The organism is Maribacter spongiae, from assembly GCF_047345125.1.
Taxonomy (GTDB): domain Bacteria; phylum Bacteroidota; class Bacteroidia; order Flavobacteriales; family Flavobacteriaceae; genus Maribacter.
In genome coordinates, this window is record NZ_JBLFEQ010000007.1 from 186,330 (window position 1) to 203,955 (window position 17,626).

At 41.3% G+C, this 17,626-nt stretch carries 16 protein-coding genes and 1 riboswitch; of the genes, 7 read left to right on the top strand and 9 right to left on the bottom strand.

The window, feature by feature from the left end:
• Positions 1-142 precede the first annotated feature (142 nt).
• Together ACKWB9_RS11595 and ACKWB9_RS11600 are read left to right on the top strand one after the other, a co-directional pair.
• Complete coding sequence (locus ACKWB9_RS11595; protein WP_414003211.1) at positions 143-775, top strand: alpha/beta hydrolase; 633 nt, start codon at positions 143-145, stop codon at positions 773-775.
• Between the two features lie 44 nt (positions 776-819).
• Positions 820-1,776, top strand: coding sequence for a lytic transglycosylase domain-containing protein (locus ACKWB9_RS11600; RefSeq protein ID WP_414003181.1), 957 nt, complete (start codon positions 820-822; stop codon positions 1,774-1,776).
• Between the two features lie 79 nt (positions 1,777-1,855).
• On the opposite strand, the gene ACKWB9_RS11605 is transcribed toward ACKWB9_RS11600, so the two are convergent.
• A complete protein-coding gene (locus tag ACKWB9_RS11605; RefSeq protein WP_414003182.1) occupies positions 1,856-2,371 on the bottom strand; it encodes a DUF2892 domain-containing protein in 516 nt (171 codons plus the stop codon).
• A 255-nt stretch (positions 2,372-2,626) separates the two neighbouring features.
• On the opposite strand from ACKWB9_RS11605, the gene rpmH reads away from it, so the two are divergent.
• Positions 2,627-2,788 (top strand): 50S ribosomal protein L34, encoded by a 162-nt coding sequence (gene rpmH, locus ACKWB9_RS11610; RefSeq protein WP_084696363.1) that lies wholly within the window; start codon positions 2,627-2,629, stop codon positions 2,786-2,788.
• Between the two features lie 89 nt (positions 2,789-2,877).
• Positions 2,878-5,730 (top strand): carbamoyl-phosphate synthase large subunit, encoded by a 2,853-nt coding sequence (gene carB / locus ACKWB9_RS11615; protein ID WP_414003183.1) that lies wholly within the window; start codon positions 2,878-2,880, stop codon positions 5,728-5,730.
• Positions 5,731-5,779: 49 nt separating this feature from the next.
• On the opposite strand, the gene ACKWB9_RS11620 is transcribed toward carB, so the two are convergent.
• Positions 5,780-6,121: a ribose-5-phosphate isomerase gene (locus ACKWB9_RS11620; RefSeq protein ID WP_414003184.1), complete on the bottom strand. Its 342-nt coding sequence runs from the start codon at positions 6,119-6,121 to the stop codon at positions 5,780-5,782.
• A 37-nt stretch (positions 6,122-6,158) separates the two neighbouring features.
• On the bottom strand, positions 6,159-7,568 hold the full coding sequence (gene gndA / locus ACKWB9_RS11625; protein WP_414003185.1) for an NADP-dependent phosphogluconate dehydrogenase: 1,410 nt from the start codon (positions 7,566-7,568) through the stop codon (positions 6,159-6,161).
• 101 nt (positions 7,569-7,669) lie between these two features.
• Here gndA and zwf point away from each other — a divergent pair, with 101 nt between their 5' ends.
• A complete protein-coding gene (gene zwf / locus ACKWB9_RS11630; protein ID WP_414003186.1) occupies positions 7,670-9,202 on the top strand; it encodes a glucose-6-phosphate dehydrogenase in 1,533 nt (510 codons plus the stop codon).
• Between the two features lie 94 nt (positions 9,203-9,296).
• A complete protein-coding gene (pgl, locus tag ACKWB9_RS11635) occupies positions 9,297-10,022 on the top strand; it encodes a 6-phosphogluconolactonase (protein WP_414003187.1) in 726 nt (241 codons plus the stop codon).
• Here the strand turns inward: pgl and ACKWB9_RS11640 are convergent.
• The 6 genes from ACKWB9_RS11640 to ACKWB9_RS11665 all read right to left on the bottom strand — a co-directional run bounded on the left by ACKWB9_RS11640 (position 10,003) and on the right by ACKWB9_RS11665 (position 15,411).
• Complete coding sequence (locus ACKWB9_RS11640; RefSeq protein ID WP_414003188.1) at positions 10,003-10,548, bottom strand: acyl-CoA thioesterase; 546 nt, start codon at positions 10,546-10,548, stop codon at positions 10,003-10,005. The genes pgl and ACKWB9_RS11640 overlap by 20 nt on opposite strands.
• 108 nt (positions 10,549-10,656) lie before the next feature.
• The gene (locus ACKWB9_RS11645; RefSeq protein WP_414003189.1) at positions 10,657-11,022 is read right to left on the bottom strand and encodes a 6-phosphogluconate dehydrogenase; all 366 of its coding nucleotides are present in this window, start codon (positions 11,020-11,022) and stop codon (positions 10,657-10,659) included.
• 1 nt (position 11,023) lies between these two features.
• Positions 11,024-12,373 carry a DNA recombination protein RmuC gene (locus tag ACKWB9_RS11650; protein WP_414003190.1) on the bottom strand — a complete coding sequence of 450 codons (1,350 nt, stop codon included), beginning with the start codon at positions 12,371-12,373 and terminating at the stop codon, positions 11,024-11,026.
• A gap of 33 nt (positions 12,374-12,406) precedes the next feature.
• Positions 12,407-13,240, bottom strand: coding sequence for an ABC transporter ATP-binding protein (locus ACKWB9_RS11655; RefSeq protein WP_414003212.1), 834 nt, complete (start codon positions 13,238-13,240; stop codon positions 12,407-12,409).
• A complete protein-coding gene (locus tag ACKWB9_RS11660) occupies positions 13,234-14,265 on the bottom strand; it encodes a FecCD family ABC transporter permease (protein WP_414003191.1) in 1,032 nt (343 codons plus the stop codon). The genes ACKWB9_RS11655 and ACKWB9_RS11660 overlap by 7 nt, the downstream gene beginning before the upstream one ends.
• Positions 14,266-15,411 carry an ABC transporter substrate-binding protein gene (locus ACKWB9_RS11665; protein WP_414003192.1) on the bottom strand — a complete coding sequence of 382 codons (1,146 nt, stop codon included), beginning with the start codon at positions 15,409-15,411 and terminating at the stop codon, positions 14,266-14,268. It abuts the gene before it with no gap.
• Positions 15,412-15,485: 74 nt separating this feature from the next.
• Positions 15,486-15,692: riboswitch (cobalamin riboswitch) on the top strand.
• A 71-nt stretch (positions 15,693-15,763) separates the two neighbouring features.
• On the opposite strand from ACKWB9_RS11665, the gene ACKWB9_RS11670 reads away from it, so the two are divergent.
• The gene (locus ACKWB9_RS11670) at positions 15,764-17,623 is read left to right on the top strand and encodes a TonB-dependent receptor plug domain-containing protein (RefSeq protein ID WP_414003193.1); all 1,860 of its coding nucleotides are present in this window, start codon (positions 15,764-15,766) and stop codon (positions 17,621-17,623) included.
• Positions 17,624-17,626: the final 3 nt, after the last annotated feature.

Genomic DNA, 17,626 nt, shown 5'->3' on the forward strand with positions numbered 1-17,626 from the left:
ATACTAGAATCTGAAAGGGTCAAAATTGGATTTCTCCTAAAAATTTCCAAACAGAATACAAAATTAATAAAAAATTAGTTAATTTCCTAGTTTACTGTAGCCTGCCTTAGTGAAAACCAATGTCAAAACACCTGTCTATTTTATGCCCGGAATGGCTGCCGGTAAGGCTATATTCGACTATATAGAACTTTCCGGGGATGTTTTTGATATGTATTATTTGGAATGGAAGATGCCTGTGAACGGTAGTGGCCTAAAACAGTATGCCCGGGAAATGTGCAAGGAAATAATACATGAAGATTCTGTCCTGATCGGAGTTTCATTTGGTGGGATATTGGTCCAGGAAATGGCAAAATGCATAAATGTTCGTAAAGTAATCATTATTTCCAGTGTAAAGAGCAGATTTGAACTGCCAAAAAAAATGTTGTTTGCCCGCTACACCAAAGTTCATAAATTATTGCCCACGGGTTTGGTAAATAATGTGGAACTATTGGCAAAATACGCTTTTGGGGAGACCGTGACCAAACGACTGGAACTGTATGAGAAATACCTTTTCGTTAGGGATAAGGATTATATAGATTGGTGTATTGATCAAATGGTAAATTGGAAACAAAAAGAACCCTTAGGGAATCTAGTGCATATCCAAGGAGAGAAAGATGCGGTTTTTCCTTTGGAAAATATAGAAAACTGTAAAATTGTCAAGAATGGGACGCATACTATGATTATTCACAGGGCCAAATGGTTTAATGAACACCTTCCCGCAATTATTTTGGAATAAGAAAGTTCTATTGATACCTTTGATATTATCGCAAAACGATCAAAATGAAATTACTTAAGAATATATTGATGCTTTTGGGCATATTTTTTGTTATCGGCACCTTGATTTTTGGGATTCAAAGAAATAATTCTGTCCCGGAGGTAAAAAATGGAGTTGCCCTGGACAGTGTTGAGAAGCATGTGGCCAAGGAATACAATATATCGTCCATAGACATCCCAAAAAACTTGAATTTTGCGGGAGAGACGGTTCCGCAGAAAGACCCTGAGATCATGGAGCGTGTGGACAGGGAGTTTTTGGTGAATACCTATTGGCAGTCCAATGCCCTATTGCTGATGAAAAGGGCGCACAAATATTTTCCGGTGATCGAACCCATTCTTGCCAAAAATGGAATACCGGATGATTTTAAATATTTAGCGGTAGCGGAGAGCGGTCTTACTAATGTGGTCTCACATGCCGGTGCTACCGGATTTTGGCAAATAATGAAGGGAACGGGAAGAGAATATGGATTGGAGATAAATTCCAACGTCGATGAACGGTATCATCTGGAAAAATCCACCGAAGTAGCCTGTAGGTATTTGAATAAATGGAAAGACCGCTATGGGAGCTGGACCTTGACCGCTGCAGCGTATAATGCCGGACCCGGAGCTATCAATAAATTTATGGGAATCCAACAGGTAGATGATTATTACGACCTGTTATTGGGCGAGGAAACAGGTAGGTACGTTTTTAGGATCATGGCGATCAAAGAAATTTTGTCAAACCCTGAAAAATATGGATTTTATATAGAGAAAGAAGATTTGTACCAGGCGGTTCCCACCTTTAACGTAGAAATTGATGGGCCCATATCCAGTTTTGCGGATTTTGCCCAGGAATATGAAATCAACTATAAGATATTAAAACGTCATAATCCCTGGTTGCGGGAACCCCATTTGAACAATGCCTCAAGAAAAAAATATACGATCGAGATTCCCAATAAAGGATATTATAAGGAAGCGGGATAGTATAATGAAACTGTTTTCTGATGAAGGGGTGGGCCTAAATCAGGATTATCCGGTATGCTGAATACTGCGTTACAGTCGGCTATATTTTTTTCATCTGCTGTTGCATCATACGGATTTGTTCCGTAAGCATATTGTTCTTGTCCAATTTTTTAGCTTCCTGAAGTAGGGTAGTGGCTTCTCTTTTACGTCTTTTTTGCATGGCAATACCTGCTAGGCTTAATTTGGCCATGGCCACATCATAATCCATGGTAAGGCCAAGTTTAAGGGCCTTTTTAAAATACTTTTCCGCCGTGGTAAGGTTGGTCTGGGAAAAGATGATACCGTGTAGATAGTTGTAATAACCTTGTTGTTTCGTTGTTAAGGATGCTTCCGGATTTTTAATTTTGGACAACCATTTTTGGGTTCCCTCCATATCCTGTTTTCGCATTCTTAAAAAAGCAAGTAAAATAATTTCGTTTCTAAAATAAAGGAATATAAAAATAGAGGAGAGCAACAGTAAAGAAATGCCGTTTCCAATATACCCTTCAATGAATTGATATACGGCATAAGCAATAATTAAACCAGCTATGACAAGTTTTAGATTTTTATTGAACATGAATTGTTTTTGTTTGGATGATTCTTACTATCTCGAACAGGTATTGGGCAAAATAACGATAACTCCCTAAATTTGCCATGAAAATTAATGCTGGCAAAATTAGCGAAAAGCTGGGTTTTGAAACGAACCGATTATTAAAAATATTTTTTTAATTGGGCTTGTCAAAGAAAAAACTCTTTGTATATTTGCGCCCAGTTTTACCTCCCCTTAAAAAGGTAATCCCAAAACAATATAAAGAAGATAAAAATCTAGGCGATGAGCAAGAGGACATTCCAACCATCAAAGAGAAAGAGAAAGAACAAGCACGGTTTTCGTGAGCGCATGGCATCCGTTAATGGAAGAAAGGTCCTTGCCCGGAGAAGAGCAAAAGGAAGAAAGAAATTAACCGTATCCTCCGAGCCAAGACATAAAAAATAAATGATTCGATTTTTTTAAAATATTGAGGTGTTACTTTTTTTAAAGTAGCACCTTTTTTTTGTCCAATTACTTCAATACAATCAAAGAAAATGCCGAAAAGAAAAGATTTAAATTCGATTTTGATTATTGGTTCAGGCCCTATAATTATTGGTCAGGCCTGTGAATTCGATTATGCCGGTTCACAATCTTTACGTTCACTTCGTGAGGATGGGATAGAGACTATTTTGATCAATAGCAATCCCGCTACGATCATGACGGACCCCTCTATGGCAGATCATGTGTACCTGAAACCGTTAACGACAAAATCTATAGTGGAAATCTTAAAGAACCACCCTCAAATAGATGCCGTTTTACCTACAATGGGAGGGCAGACCGCACTGAATTTGTGTATTGAAGCGGATAAAAAGGGAATTTGGGAAGACTTTGGCGTTGAACTGATCGGAGTGGACATAGATGCTATAAATATTACCGAAGACCGGGAACAGTTCCGTGAACTGATGTTAAAGATTGGTGTAGGCATGGCACCACAGGCCACGGCTACTTCCTTTCTTAAAGGAAAAGAGATTGCCCAGGAATTTGGTTTTCCCTTGGTCATTAGAGCTTCATATACCCTTGGAGGGGCCGGAGCGTCCATTGTGTATAAACCAGAGGATTTTGATGCATTATTGAGCCATGGACTCGAAATTTCCCCCATCCATGAAGTAATGATCGATAAAGCCCTAATGGGTTGGAAAGAATATGAATTGGAGTTATTGCGGGATAAAAATGACAATGTCGTTATTATCTGTACCATAGAGAATATGGATCCCATGGGAATTCACACCGGGGATTCCATTACCGTAGCACCGGCGATGACCCTATCTGACCGTACATTCCAGAAAATGCGGGACATGGCCATAAAAATGATGCGGAGTATCGGTGATTTTGAAGGGGGATGTAACGTACAGTTTGCTGTAAGCCCGGATGAGAAAGAGGATATCATTGCCATAGAGATCAACCCAAGGGTTTCAAGATCTTCGGCCCTGGCATCAAAAGCAACGGGATACCCTATTGCCAAGGTCGCTACAAAGTTGGCCATTGGCTATTCTTTGGACGAACTGGAAAATCAGATTACCAAATCCACATCGGCCTTATTTGAACCTACCCTTGATTATGTCATCGTAAAAATACCACGCTGGAACTTTGATAAGTTTGAAGGATCCGATCGTACCTTGGGATTACAGATGAAATCGGTAGGAGAGGTCATGGGCATAGGGCGTTCCTTTCAGGAAGCACTGCACAAGGCAACACAGTCCTTGGAAATCAAAAGAAACGGTCTTGGGGCAGATGGCAAGGGCTATAGGAACTACGATCAAATTATAAGTAAACTGACCGTTCCCAGTTGGGACCGTGTGTTCGTAATTTATGATGCGATACAAATGGGGATTCCGTTGAGCAGAATCCATGAAATTACAAAAATAGATATGTGGTTCTTAAAACAATATGAGGAACTGCACCAATTGGAAAAGGAAATATCCGAATATACAATCGCCAGCCTTTCCAAGGACCTGTTGTTGGAGGCCAAGCAAAAAGGGTTTGCCGATAGGCAAATTGCCCATATGTTGGACTGCTATGAAAGCGAAGTCTATAACAAACGTACGGAACTTAATATCAATAGGGTATATAAGTTGGTGGATACCTGTGCGGCGGAATTTAAGGCCATGACCCCTTATTATTATTCTACTTTTGAGGCCGATATCGAAAAACCGGACGGTACACGATATGTTGAGAACGACAGCATTGTTACGGATAAGAAAAAAATTGTAGTACTGGGTTCCGGGCCCAACCGGATCGGTCAGGGAATCGAGTTTGATTATTGTTGCGTGCATGGAGTTTTGGCCGCGGCCGAGTGCGGTTATGAAACGATCATGATCAATTGTAATCCGGAAACGGTCTCCACGGATTTTGATACTGCGGACAAACTCTATTTTGAACCTGTTTTTTGGGAACACATCTATGACATAATCCGCCATGAAAAACCAGAAGGCGTTATTGTTCAATTAGGTGGGCAGACCGCTTTAAAATTGGCCGAAAAACTCTCCAAATATGGGATAAATATCATAGGGACCAGTTATGAGTCGCTGGATTTGGCAGAAGACCGTGGAAGCTTCTCTACCTTATTGCAAGAAAACAATATTCCCTATCCACAATTCGGAACTGCGGAAACCGCTGATGAGGCCCTTCAATTGGCGGATGAACTTAATTTTCCGTTATTGGTAAGACCTTCTTATGTATTGGGCGGCCAGGGAATGAAAATTGTGATCAATAAGGAAGAATTGGAGGAACACGTGGTGGACCTGCTCAGGAAAATCCCCAATAACAAACTCCTATTGGACCATTATTTAGATGGGGCCATAGAAGCCGAGGCAGATGCCATTTGCGACGGAAAAGACGTGTACATCATAGGAATCATGGAGCATATAGAGCCCTGTGGTATCCACTCCGGGGACTCCAATGCAACGCTCCCGCCATTTAATTTAGGCGAGTTTGTGATGCAACAAATAAAGGACCATACCAAAAAAATCGCTTTGGCCTTAAATACCGTCGGGTTGATCAATATTCAGTTTGCGATCAAGGACGATATGGTCTATATCATCGAGGCCAACCCAAGGGCTTCACGTACCGTACCTTTTATTGCCAAGGCCTATAAAGAACCGTATGTGAATTACGCTACCAAGGTAATGCTGGGAGAAAAGAAGGTCAAGGATTTTGATTTTAAACCAGAACTGGAAGGCTTTGCCATTAAGCAGCCTGTCTTTTCCTTCAATAAATTCCCTAATGTGAACAAAAACCTTGGGCCGGAAATGAAAAGTACGGGAGAAAGTATCCTATTCATTGACAGTTTAAAGGATGATGAATTCTATAACCTGTACGCAAGAAGGAAGATGTATCTTTCCAAATAAAGTTTAAGTTGTCCCTTTCGGCTTTTAAAAGCCGAAAGGGACAACCTATTTAATTGAACCAAACGGCATAACGTTTCCTGCGTAATTCCAAGGCCAGGGTTTCTTCCATTTTTAATGCTTCCGCTCGTGTGTGCAAAGGTTTTATATGATTGTACAGACTGGGTCTCAAATATGAACCATATTTTTTAACGATCTTGGAGGAAAGCGGATGTCCCTTTTTATTTACGGCCCCTGTTTTATGCTGGATAAATCGTTCTTTAGGGGTTTTGCCGGTCATACCCACGTAAAGGCATTCCAAAACCCCGTTAAACTGTGGGTTGGCTTCCCGGAATCGCCTGTTTTCCGTAAACACTCTTTTTGAGAGTTCTATAACATAGACCTGATAGGGCATATATTGTAAAAATAAGAGGCTATTTTTTTCAGGATCGTTATGCTTCCCATTCCGTATGGAAAATACCTTCCCTGTCCGATCGTTCATACGTATGTGAACCAAAATAATCGCGCTGTGCCTGTATCAGGTTCAAGGGTAGTCTTGTCGCCGTATAGGCATCAAAATATGTAAGGGAATTGGAAAGCCCGGGCAGTGGAATACCATTTTTAACGCCATAGGCCACCAACTCACGGGCCGCATCTACCGTTCCCTGTACTTTTTCTACAAAAGTAGGGGAGAGCAGCAAATTGGGCAATGAGCGATCGGCTTTAAAAGCTTCGGTAATATCCGCCAAAAGCCCTGCTCGAATGATACAGCCTGCCCGCCATATTTTTGCAATTTCGGATATGTTCAAGTCATAATCGTATTCTTTGGAGGCATCCCCTAACTGGTGTAGCCCTTGTGCATAGGTAATGATAAAGGAAAAATACAGTGCTTCTTCGGATAGTTTCCCAAGCTTTTTCTTATCCATCTTTTCAACTTTAGGCCGATCGTACAGGGCATCCGCCATAATACGTTCCCCTTTAAGGGCGGATATTTCCCGCATACTTACCGCAATATCTATGGAAGGTACGGGAATGCCCAGGTCCATTGCATTTTGGCTCGTCCATTTTCCGGTACCCTTCTGTTTGGCCTTGTCCAGGATCTTGTCTACCAGTTGTCCACCGGCTAAATCATCCTTTTGTTCAAAAATTTCGGAAGTAATTTCAACCAGAAAAGATTGTAACCTACCTGAATTCCATGTAGAAAAGATAGTATGTAATTCAGTATTGGAAAAATCACCGCCTTTTTTGAGGACGTCATAAATTTCGGATGTGAGCTGCATCAATCCGTATTCAATACCGTTATGGACCATTTTTACATAGTTTCCTGCCGATTTTGGACCCAAATAGGCCACACAGGGTTCTCCTTTATATTTTGCGCTTACAGCCTCAAAAATAGGTTTTACATGCTGGTAGGCCTCCCTATTTCCCCCGGGCATTATACTCGGCCCTAAACGGGCACCTTTGGCACCACCCGAAACCCCGGCCCCAAAAAAATTGATGCCCTTGCCGGCCAGGTAAGCCTCGCGCCTGTCCGTATCCGTAAAAAAAGAATTTCCCCCGTCTATGATAATATCGCCCTCTTCCAGTAGCGGTAATAAACTTTCGATTACAGCATCAACAATTTTCCCTGCGGGCACCAACAACATAATTTTTCTGGGCGTACTTAACCCATTTACAAAGGTCGCCGCATCCGTAGTGGCATTTACCTTATCCATATCACCCCCTTCTTCAATAAGGGCATTTACTTTTTCTTCATCCAAATCATTGCCATAGGCCGCAAAGCCATTATCCGCGACATTAAGGATAAAGTTGCGTCCCATTACCCCTAAACCTATCAATCCAAAATCGTATGTATTTGTCATTTTCAAATTATTGTTAAGATATCGCCAAGGAAAATTTTGCCTTAGCCGAACCTAAAATAAACGTTATATTCGTGACTCTCAAATAAACGATACAGCTTTCTATGAAGATGACAGAAAATCAAATGCTGGTAATATTCGGGGCTTCCGGGGATTTAACCGCCAGAAAACTCGTTCCGGCATTGTTTAACCTATTTACCGCCAAACAATTACCTGAAAACTTTGTAGTACTTGGTGCCAGCAGAAGTAATATGTCCGACGATGATTTTCGTAAAAAAGTTGTTTTGGAAAGTAATTACCTAAAAGAAAAATTCGAGGACAGATCACAAAAAGACATCGATGATTTTGCCGCTAAGTTCTTTTATGAGGATCTGGGCGAAAAATATGATGGGGAATATGGCGATTTAAAGAAGCGGGTGGTTGAATTGAACAAAGTGCATAAAACGGGCGGGAATATCATGTATTACCTCTCCACTCCGCCTACGTTGTACGAATCTATCGCCAAAAGTTTGGCCGATGCCGGTTTGAGCACACAAAATAATGGATGGAAACGTTTGATCGTGGAAAAACCTTTTGGTTATAGCCTAAAGACCGCCCAGACCTTGAATAAGGGAATACAACAATATTTTGAAGAACACCAGATTTATAGGATCGATCACTATTTAGGCAAGGAGACCGTTCAGAACCTTCTGGTCACCCGTTTTGCGAACAGCATTTTTGAGCCGCTGTGGAACAGGAATTACATACATCATGTGGAAATTACCAATGCGGAAAGCGTTGGCGTTGAAAAAAGAGGGGGATATTATGATAAATCCGGGGCGTTACGGGATATGTTTCAAAACCACTTGCTCCAAATAGTTTCCCTTATTGTTATGGAACCCCCCATTGGCGATAGTCCGGAAGAGATACGGAATGAAAAAGTGAAGGCCCTGAAATCGCTCCGTATCATGAAAGACCATAAAACCTTGTATGACAATACTATTAAAGGACAATATATTGCCTCTGAAATTGATGGGGAGAAAATAAATGGATATCGGGAAGAAGATGGGGTCGATCCCAATTCCACTACCGAGACTTATGCGGCCATAAAGTTTTTTGTGGACAATTGGCGATGGGCGGATGTGCCTTTTTATGTACGCACGGCCAAACGTATGCCCACTAAGGTGACCGAAGTGGTCATCCATTTTAAAACACCGCACCATCAGATTTTTAAGGACTCGGGAATAAATAATAAGGACAACAAATTGATCATCCGCATCCAACCGGATGAAGGGATTCTGGTTAAATTTGGTGTAAAGGTTCCGGGGCAAGGTTTTAAAGTGGAACGCGCCAATTTGGATTTTTACTATTCCAGCTTGACGGAAAACCGTGTAATGGATGCCTATGAACGGTTATTGCTGGATGCCATGCAGGGCGATGCGACCCTTTATGCACGGGCCGATGAAGTAGAGGCCGCCTGGGAATTTGTAGACCCTATTTTAGAATATTGGAAAAAAGGAAAGGATGTACGTATGTACGGGTATGCCGCCGGGGTATGGGGCCCAGAAAATGCAGATGATTTAATTGAAGGTGTGGGTATGTGGCGAAATCCCGGGGAGAATTTAGCGGACGATCCGGGTTTTTGTGTACTCTGTTAGATGCCAAGTATCCTGAATATTGCTACTGAGCACTGAATACTGCCACCGGATAGCCGTTCGTTCGGATGTCATGGAGAACTAATTTAATAGAACGATGAAACTAAAAATATACAGCGATAAACATGAAGTAGCCAGAGAATTTTCCAAGTATCTGGCCGATTTTATTTTGGAACGAAAAGAGGTGCATATTGCACTTTCCGGCGGAAGTACGCCTAAAATAGTTTTTGATGAGTTGGCCTTGTCCTATGCCGATAAAATTGACTGGCGGAAAGTACATTTTTATTGGGGAGATGAGCGTTGTGTTCCCCCTATGGATGACCAAAGCAATTATAAAATGACGGTGGAACATCTATTTTCTAAGATAGGGATTCCGGAGAATAATATACACCGTATTCTAGGCGAAAAAGAACCGTTCGGAGAAGCCGTTCGGTATGCCGACTTGCTGGAAGTTAATTTGGACAGGGTGGAGCATATACCCCAATTTGATTTGGTAATCCTTGGGATGGGGGACGATGGCCATACCGCTTCCATTTTTCCCCATGAGATTCACTTATGGGATGCCCATGATCATTGTGTTGTGGCCACACATCCTGAATCCGGACAAAAGCGTGTATCTATCAATGGCAAAGTTATTAATAACGCAAAAACAGTTGCCTTTTTAGTGACCGGGGAAAGCAAAGCCGAAAAGGTATCGGAAATTATCGATAAAAAAGGAAATTTTACTGATTATCCCGCTAGTTTGGTGGCTCCAAGATTAGGAGAATTGTTATGGTTTATGGATAAAGCGGCGGCTGTGGGACTTACTCCAGGTCCAGTTTAACGTTTTCACCCTCCAGGGCATCCAGGAATTCACCGGTATTAAAATTGCTGGAATCAAACTTTGTATCTCTTTGGAAAGCGGATTCTTTTCTGAACTTGCTCCGGCTGAAACGGCGCACTCCTTGCCTATCCGTAATTAAAAGCCCGGGGATTTGAGTACTTTTTCCGTTTTCATCCTTGGCCACCATGGTAAAATAAGAGGAGTTACAATGCTTTTTTTTACCCGTGGTTATATTTTCGGACTCTACCCGAACACCGACCACCATTGAAGTCCTGCCCGTATAGTTGATAGACGCACAAAGCGTCACCAGTTCGCCCACTTCAATAGGGTTTAGAAAATCCACCCGGTTTACAGAAGCCGTTACACAGTACCGTTGCGAATGTTTGGAGGCACAGGCAAAAGCAATCTGATCCATAAGATTAAGAATGTGCCCACCATGTACTTTGCCACCAAAATTAGAGTGGGAGGGAAGCATCAATTCCGTAATGGACACCTGGGACTCTTTTACGTTTTTATAGTTTTCCATGTTTTAGTGATCAGATTATAGAAAAATTAAGGTATTGCATATTGAATGCATGGTAGTCATAACATCAAACATCAATAACTAAACGATATAGTCGTTCAATAACCCATTTCATTTCCCAAAATGGGGAGATTTTTCGGGTGCGACCTTGGTAATAAAATATTTGGTATCGCCCAACCAAAAGAAAGTGGTGTAGCGTTCCGTATAGTCCAGTTTGACGTATTTTCCCTGGTATTCCTTTAATTTTTCAATGACTTCCTTGTCCTTGTCCAAAACCGAAAAAGCAAATATTCGGGCTCCGGAAATACCTTGGCTTATTTCTCCTTCCCAAGTCTTTGCAATAATACCTTTACGGCTAATTTTTATAAGTTCTCCGGAACGAACCCCTTCGCTATAAGGAACATAATAGACAAAAGCGTAATAGAGGGCCAGAAATAGAATAACACCACTAATAAAAAGAAACAGGATTTTTTTCATGTTACAGTTTTAATTTAGGCTCTTCATCGGCAAAATCATCTTCCTGTGCCCGTTTTAGAATAGGTTCGGGGATAGCCTTTTTCGCCTTGGCCCCCATTTTTTTAAGCCTTTCTATACTTGTGACAATATTGCCTCGGCCTTCCACCAATTTGTTCATGGCTCCTTTGTATTCGGATTTTGCCTCGTCCATTTTCTTGCCCACTTTGGTCAAATCATTGACAAAGCCTTCAAACTTGTCATAAAGGGCACCGGCCTGGCGTGCAATTTCTATAGCGTTCCGTTGTTGTTTTTCATTGGTCCACATACTATCTATAGTGCGCAGGGTCGCCAATAAGGTAGATGGGGTAACAATAACGATGTTCTGCTCAAAGGCTTTGCTATAGAGTGAATTATCACTATTTACGGCTATGGCGAATGCCGGTTCTATGGGAACGAACATTAATACAAAGTCGGGACTCTCCATTTCGTACAGGTCCTCGTATTTTTTTGCGGATAATTGATCTACGTGCCTTCTTAGGGAATTGATATGGGCTTTCAGGAATTTTTCCTGCACATCGTTTCCCGCATTTATATAACGTTCATAGTCCGTGAGGGAAACCTTGGAATCCACGATCATTTTTTTGCCATCGGGCAGGTTAATGATGACATCGGGCAATACCCGCGCACCGTCTTCCCGGATAAAGCTTTGTTGCACGGAATACTCCCTGTCTTTCTCCAAACCGGATTTTTCCAGGACACGTTCCAATACCAGTTCCCCCCAATTCCCCTGCATTTTGCTATCGCCCTTTAGGGCCTTCGTCAGGTTTTCGGCTTCTTGGGTTATTTTAAGGTTTTGTGTCTGGAGGTTCAATAATTGCTCTTTCAAGGCGGAGTGGATACTAATATTCTCCTTTTGACTTTCTTCTACCTTTTTCTCGAACAATCGGATTTTTTCATTCAGGGGCGTTAAAATATTCTTGATGTTCTTTTCATTACGTTCCGTAAATTTTAGGCTCTTTTCCTCTAAAATCTTATTAGCCAGATTTTCAAATTCCTTGGTGAATTTTTCCTGTAGTTTTTCTACTTCGTCTTTATGTTCCCTGTTCTTTGCCTGAAGGTTTTCCAGATCGGCCTGATAGCGAACAATTTGATGACTTAACCGCTCTTTATCTTCCCGTAGGTTTGTTTTATGCGTTTCCGAGTCCTGTAAACGTTGCTCCAATGCGGACAAATTTCCCTGCAATTGCCGTTCACGTTCCTCCAAGGCACTCTGGCCGGACCTTGTTTTTATTTTTTGTATGTAAATGCCTAAAAAATAGCCTATTGCCAGAAAAATAAGGCCAATGATAAGGTATGTAAAAGTTTCGTTCATTCTCGATCAATATGTTTCAAGTAAAGATACTGGTTACTTCTGAATACGAAAAGAACCTGTCTCCGGATCAAAAGTTACCGCATCCGAAGGAAAAAGACTTTCAAAAGCCCTGTTCTTGATCAACTCACAAGGTGCATCAAACGGGTTTTGAGTACCGTCCAATATCAAAATTTTATCACAGAGCTGAATGGCCATTTCTATTTCATGACTTGTAAATAAAATGGTTTTTTGGGTTTCATGGGCTATGGACTTCAATAGTTTTAAGATCTGTATTTTATGGTATAGGTCCAAATGGGTGGTAGGTTCGTCCAACAGAATAATATCGGTATCCTGGGCCAGGGCCCTGGCGATCATGGCCCGTTGCAATTGTCCATCGCTTAATTCATAGCATTTTCTGTTTTGTAAATCGTCCAGTTCCAATAGTTGAAGCGACGTATTGATCTTTGAAATATCCGTTGGAGATAGATTTCCGATCCAATTGGTGTAAGGCTGTCTGCCCAATGCCACCAATTCCTGTACTGTCATATTTTTAGAGGCTATAGGCTCTGTAAGTACCACACTGATTTTGGAAGCCAATTCAAGTGGATCATAGTTATTTGTTTCTTTCCCGTCAATTTGGATATTGCCGGATAACTTCGATTGAAAGTTTCCCAGTGTTCGTAACAATGTTGATTTACCGATACCGTTTATACCCACGATTGCCGAAAGCTCACCTACGGAAAGGTGAAAGTTAATCCCGTTGCATACTGTTTTAGATTTATAGCCTATGGATAAATCATTTATTTTTAGTGAGATATGTTTTGATCGTGGACTTATTGGTTTAAGAGGTTTATGGGTTCTACTATTTGTTTTTACTATTCTTAAAATACCATTTTCTTTTTCCGTACCAAAAGCCAAATGACCACCGGGGCACCTAATATGCTGGTGATGGCATTGATAGGTAAGATATGTGCCGAACCGGGCAATTGTGCAACGGTGTCACAAAGTAACATTAAAATAGCACCATAGATCAGTACGGCGGGCATTAAAATTTTATGGTCTGTGGTATTAAAAAGCTGTCGGGCCAAATGGGGAACCGCCAATCCGATAAACGCAATAGGTCCCGCAAAAGCGGTAACACCGCCTGCCAAAAGCCCGGTAGCCATAATGATGATGTAACGTGATTTTTTAAGATTAATGCCCAAGCTTTGTGCATAGTTTTCACCGAGTAAGTATCCGTTCAAGGGTTTTATGGAAAAAATGCTCAAAACGACTCCAATGGCTATACTGATGAACAATATAAGCAATTGATTCCAGGAAAGGTTTCCGACACTCCCAAAGGACCAATAAATAAATTGCTGTAATTCTTCGGCATCGGCAAAATAGGAAAGCAGACTAACGACGGCTGCGGTAATACTACCGAACATCAGACCAATGATCAATAGGGCCATGGTATCCTTAACCTTAATGGCAATACCTAGAACGGCCAGAAGCACTAAAAAACTGCCCATGCTGGAGGCAATGACCAAGGCGATATCATTGATGAACCCAAAAGCCATAACGCCCGAAAACAAGGATGCTCCCATAATAAGTAAGGCTGCTCCTAAACTGGCCCCGGAACTTATGCCCAATACAAATGGCCCTGCCAGAGGGTTTCTAAAAAGGGTCTGCATCAATAATCCGCTCAATGCCAATCCGCCACCTGTTAAAATGGCCGTTACGGCTTTTGGAATACGATAACTCCGTATAATATATTCCAAGGAAGTATCTTCCAGTTTTCCTCCAAAAATGGCTCGTAACGTATCCAAAAAAGGAATGTTTATAGACCCCAGACTAAGGTTAAGGATAAAACAGACCCCTAATGAGAAGAGCAATATGAGAAAGGGGTTAAGATATGTGCTGGGTTTTTCCAATTACTTCAATGGCTTAAAAAAGAAAAGTTTATGTTTTGGCAAAAGTTCCGGGTGAAATATATGAATGAGGTCCTTTAAAACCAAATCCGGGCGTTGGGGGGCCAATTCATAATAGATCAATCCGCCTGTTGCCCCTTTGGAAATGCAATTGGAAAAGACCGTTTTGTTTTTAAAGGCATGAAACTGTTTATAGTGACGATTGGCCTCGAGCATCTCGGAATACGAAGTATGTAGTGAAGGGTTGAACCAAAAATCGGCATTTTGTGCTTTATGGATAACCGCTTCTACACTTAGGGGGATCCCTCCGGTCCTTTTATTGCCGGACCAAAGATAATCTGCCTGCGCATCTTTAAGAAATTGGGCCATCCAACTTTTGCCCCCCGCTACATGCCATACGTCTTTATATAAACCCCCGGTCAAAACCGTTGGTTTGTTTTTTGCATTTAAGGCCAATTTTTTGGCATCGCGGTATTCCTTTTTGATTTTGGTGAAAATACTATCGGCCATTTTCTCTTTTCCAAAAAAAGGAGCAAAGAATTTTATCCACTCCGCTTTTCCCAGCGGGGTTTCCTCTATCCATTCCCCGTTATAGACCAAGGGCACACCGGCACGTTTTATGGTCTCGTATGCCTTATTTTCATTATTGATGCCAAAACCAACAAGAACATCCGGCCGTGAGGCAATTACATATTCCGTATTTAAGTTTTCATTGATTGCCAGATCCCGTACATACCCCTCCTGAATCCGTTTTCGGGTTTTTTCCGAAGAAATTAAATCGGTATTGGGAAAACCCACCAGTTTATCTTCCACTCCCAGGGCATCTAAAGCCGAGATATGTGTAGTAGAGGTGACTATGATACGTTCTACAGGTACGGCAACAATGGCATCATAGGCATCTTTGTTCAATGTGATCATGGCCATTTTCTCTTTGGGGACCAAGGCATATTTAAACGCGGTTTCGGCACCGGGCCAGGGAGATGTGATGTTGATTATGGTAATGCCCGTATCCGATTTTTGAACGGTAAAACCGTTGGCATAATCCATATTGATCATGTTTCCCGTGGTTTTATGGGAAAGGGTTTCTTTTTGGACCTGTTTACATCCAAAAAAAACAAATAAACAAGATAGGAGTAGAATTTGTTTCAAAAAAAGATAGTTAGATAGACGGCCCAAAAGTAGTATTATTTCACCTTTGAATAGAAAGATTGAACAAAATGTTTATTTTCGCACCGAATTTTGGTTTTCATCGTTTTTTAGAATGATGAAATTAAAAGGGAATCTGGTGAAAATCCAGAACTGTTCCCGCAACTGTAAGTTTTGCCGATGCATCGGTACTTGCTACAAACTTCATAACCACTGGTTTTTTTGACCGGGAAGGTACGTAACAAGATACAAGTCAGGAGACCTGCCAAATTCAAACAACTATTGTTAAACTTTCGGGATAAAGGTTTACGTATGGTGACAGACATACTATTCACTCGAACTAGAGAATTTAAAAATGAACAAAAAAATTATTGGTTTTTGTGCGGCTACTTTGGCATGCGCAAATGTTGTTGCACAACAAGAAAAGGATTCCGTAACGCTCCAACGATTGGATGAAGTTGTGGTAAGTGATTCACGCTTTGCATTAAAACGTGAAAATTCCGGAAAAACGGTCATCAAGATTTCCGCTGAGGAACTGGAACGGAACCAAGGAAAAACCATTTCACAAATTATCAATACCAAAAGTGGTATTGAAATCAATGGCAGTAGAGGAAGGAATGGAGCTGTCTTAGGGGTCTATGCTCGTGGTGGTAGGGGAAAACAGGTATTGGTGCTTATAGATGGCATACGGGTTTCCGATCCTTCCTCTTTTTCGCCCCAATACGATCTACGCCTGCTCTCCACCGGAAATATTGAATCCATTGAAATTATAAAAGGAGCCGCAAGTACGCTCTATGGGACCAATGCGGCTACGGCGGTCATCAATATTACGACCAAGAAAAGCGCGAAGGACAAAATTGCCGGGAATTTTCAATCGTCCGTCGGAACCAATCAGACTTCGGAAGATCAAAATTACAATTTGTCCAATTTTTCAAATAGTGCATCCGTAAGCGGCACCTTGAGTAAATTTACCTACAGTACCGCTTTTTCCAACAGGTATTCAGACGGACTTTCCGCTGCCGTTACCCCGGAAAACGAAGAGGATGCTTTCTCATTGTACAGCGTGGATGTCAGATTGGGATATCAATTTTCGGATAGTTTCAATATAGCCGTTTTTGGGAACAAAACCGATTATAATACGGAGTTTGATGATGCTCTGGCCGAAGCCCCCAATCGTTTTAAACAAGATCAGGAAAGGGTAGGGCTTGCATCTACATTTAATTACGGCAATGGTTCCTTACAATTGAACACCTCTTATACGGATTATACTTCAGATTCAAAAAGTTCCTCTGGGGAAAGCATTACAAATGGAAGAAACCTCTTTTTGGAGCTATTCCATAAATATCGTATTGCCGAAAAATGGCACACGATATTAGGAGTGAGCTATATTAAGGACAAGGCCATCTTTAGCAAAGAAGTGGATTTTACCATTCTGGATCCCTACGCCAATGTTGTATTTGTGTCCGGAACCGGGCTTAATGTAAATATGGGGGCCAGATTAAATACACACTCGGAATACGGGAACCATTTTGTATATAACCTTAACCCCTCCTATGCATTTTCTACCGATAACGGATATGTGAAAATCTTGGGATCCTACGCTACCTCATACATTACACCGGCATTGACACAGTTGTTCGGGGATTTTGGGGCTAATCCAAATTTGGAACCGGAAGAGAACAGGACGGTAGAGGGCGGCCTGGAATACGCTATAGACAATCAACTGAGGTTAAGTGCCGTTTACTTTGACCGCAATGAAAAAAATATAATCGGATTTGACCAGAATTTCAGAAGCATCAACATTACCGATGAAATCGATGCAAAGGGTGTAGAGGCCGAAATCTCATGGAGACCAAATAGTACCGTGAATTTAAATATTAATTATACGTTTACGGAGCGTAAGGGCGATAATGCCATACGGATTCCAAAGCACAAAGTAAACGCTTCTTTTGATTATTCATTTTCTAAAAGAACAAGTGCTTCTTTAACCTATGCCTATACAGGAAATAGGACGGATACTGATTTTACTGTGTTTCAGGGCGTTGATTTGGAGGCATTTTCTTTGGTAGGCCTATATGCCGAACATGAATTAATGCCCAATAAATTAAAGGTATTTATAAATGCGAATAATCTCTTTAACGAAGAATTTGTAGAGGTTCTGGGCTTTACGGCAAGGGGAAGAAATATAAATGCAGGATTTAACCTAAAACTTTAAGTA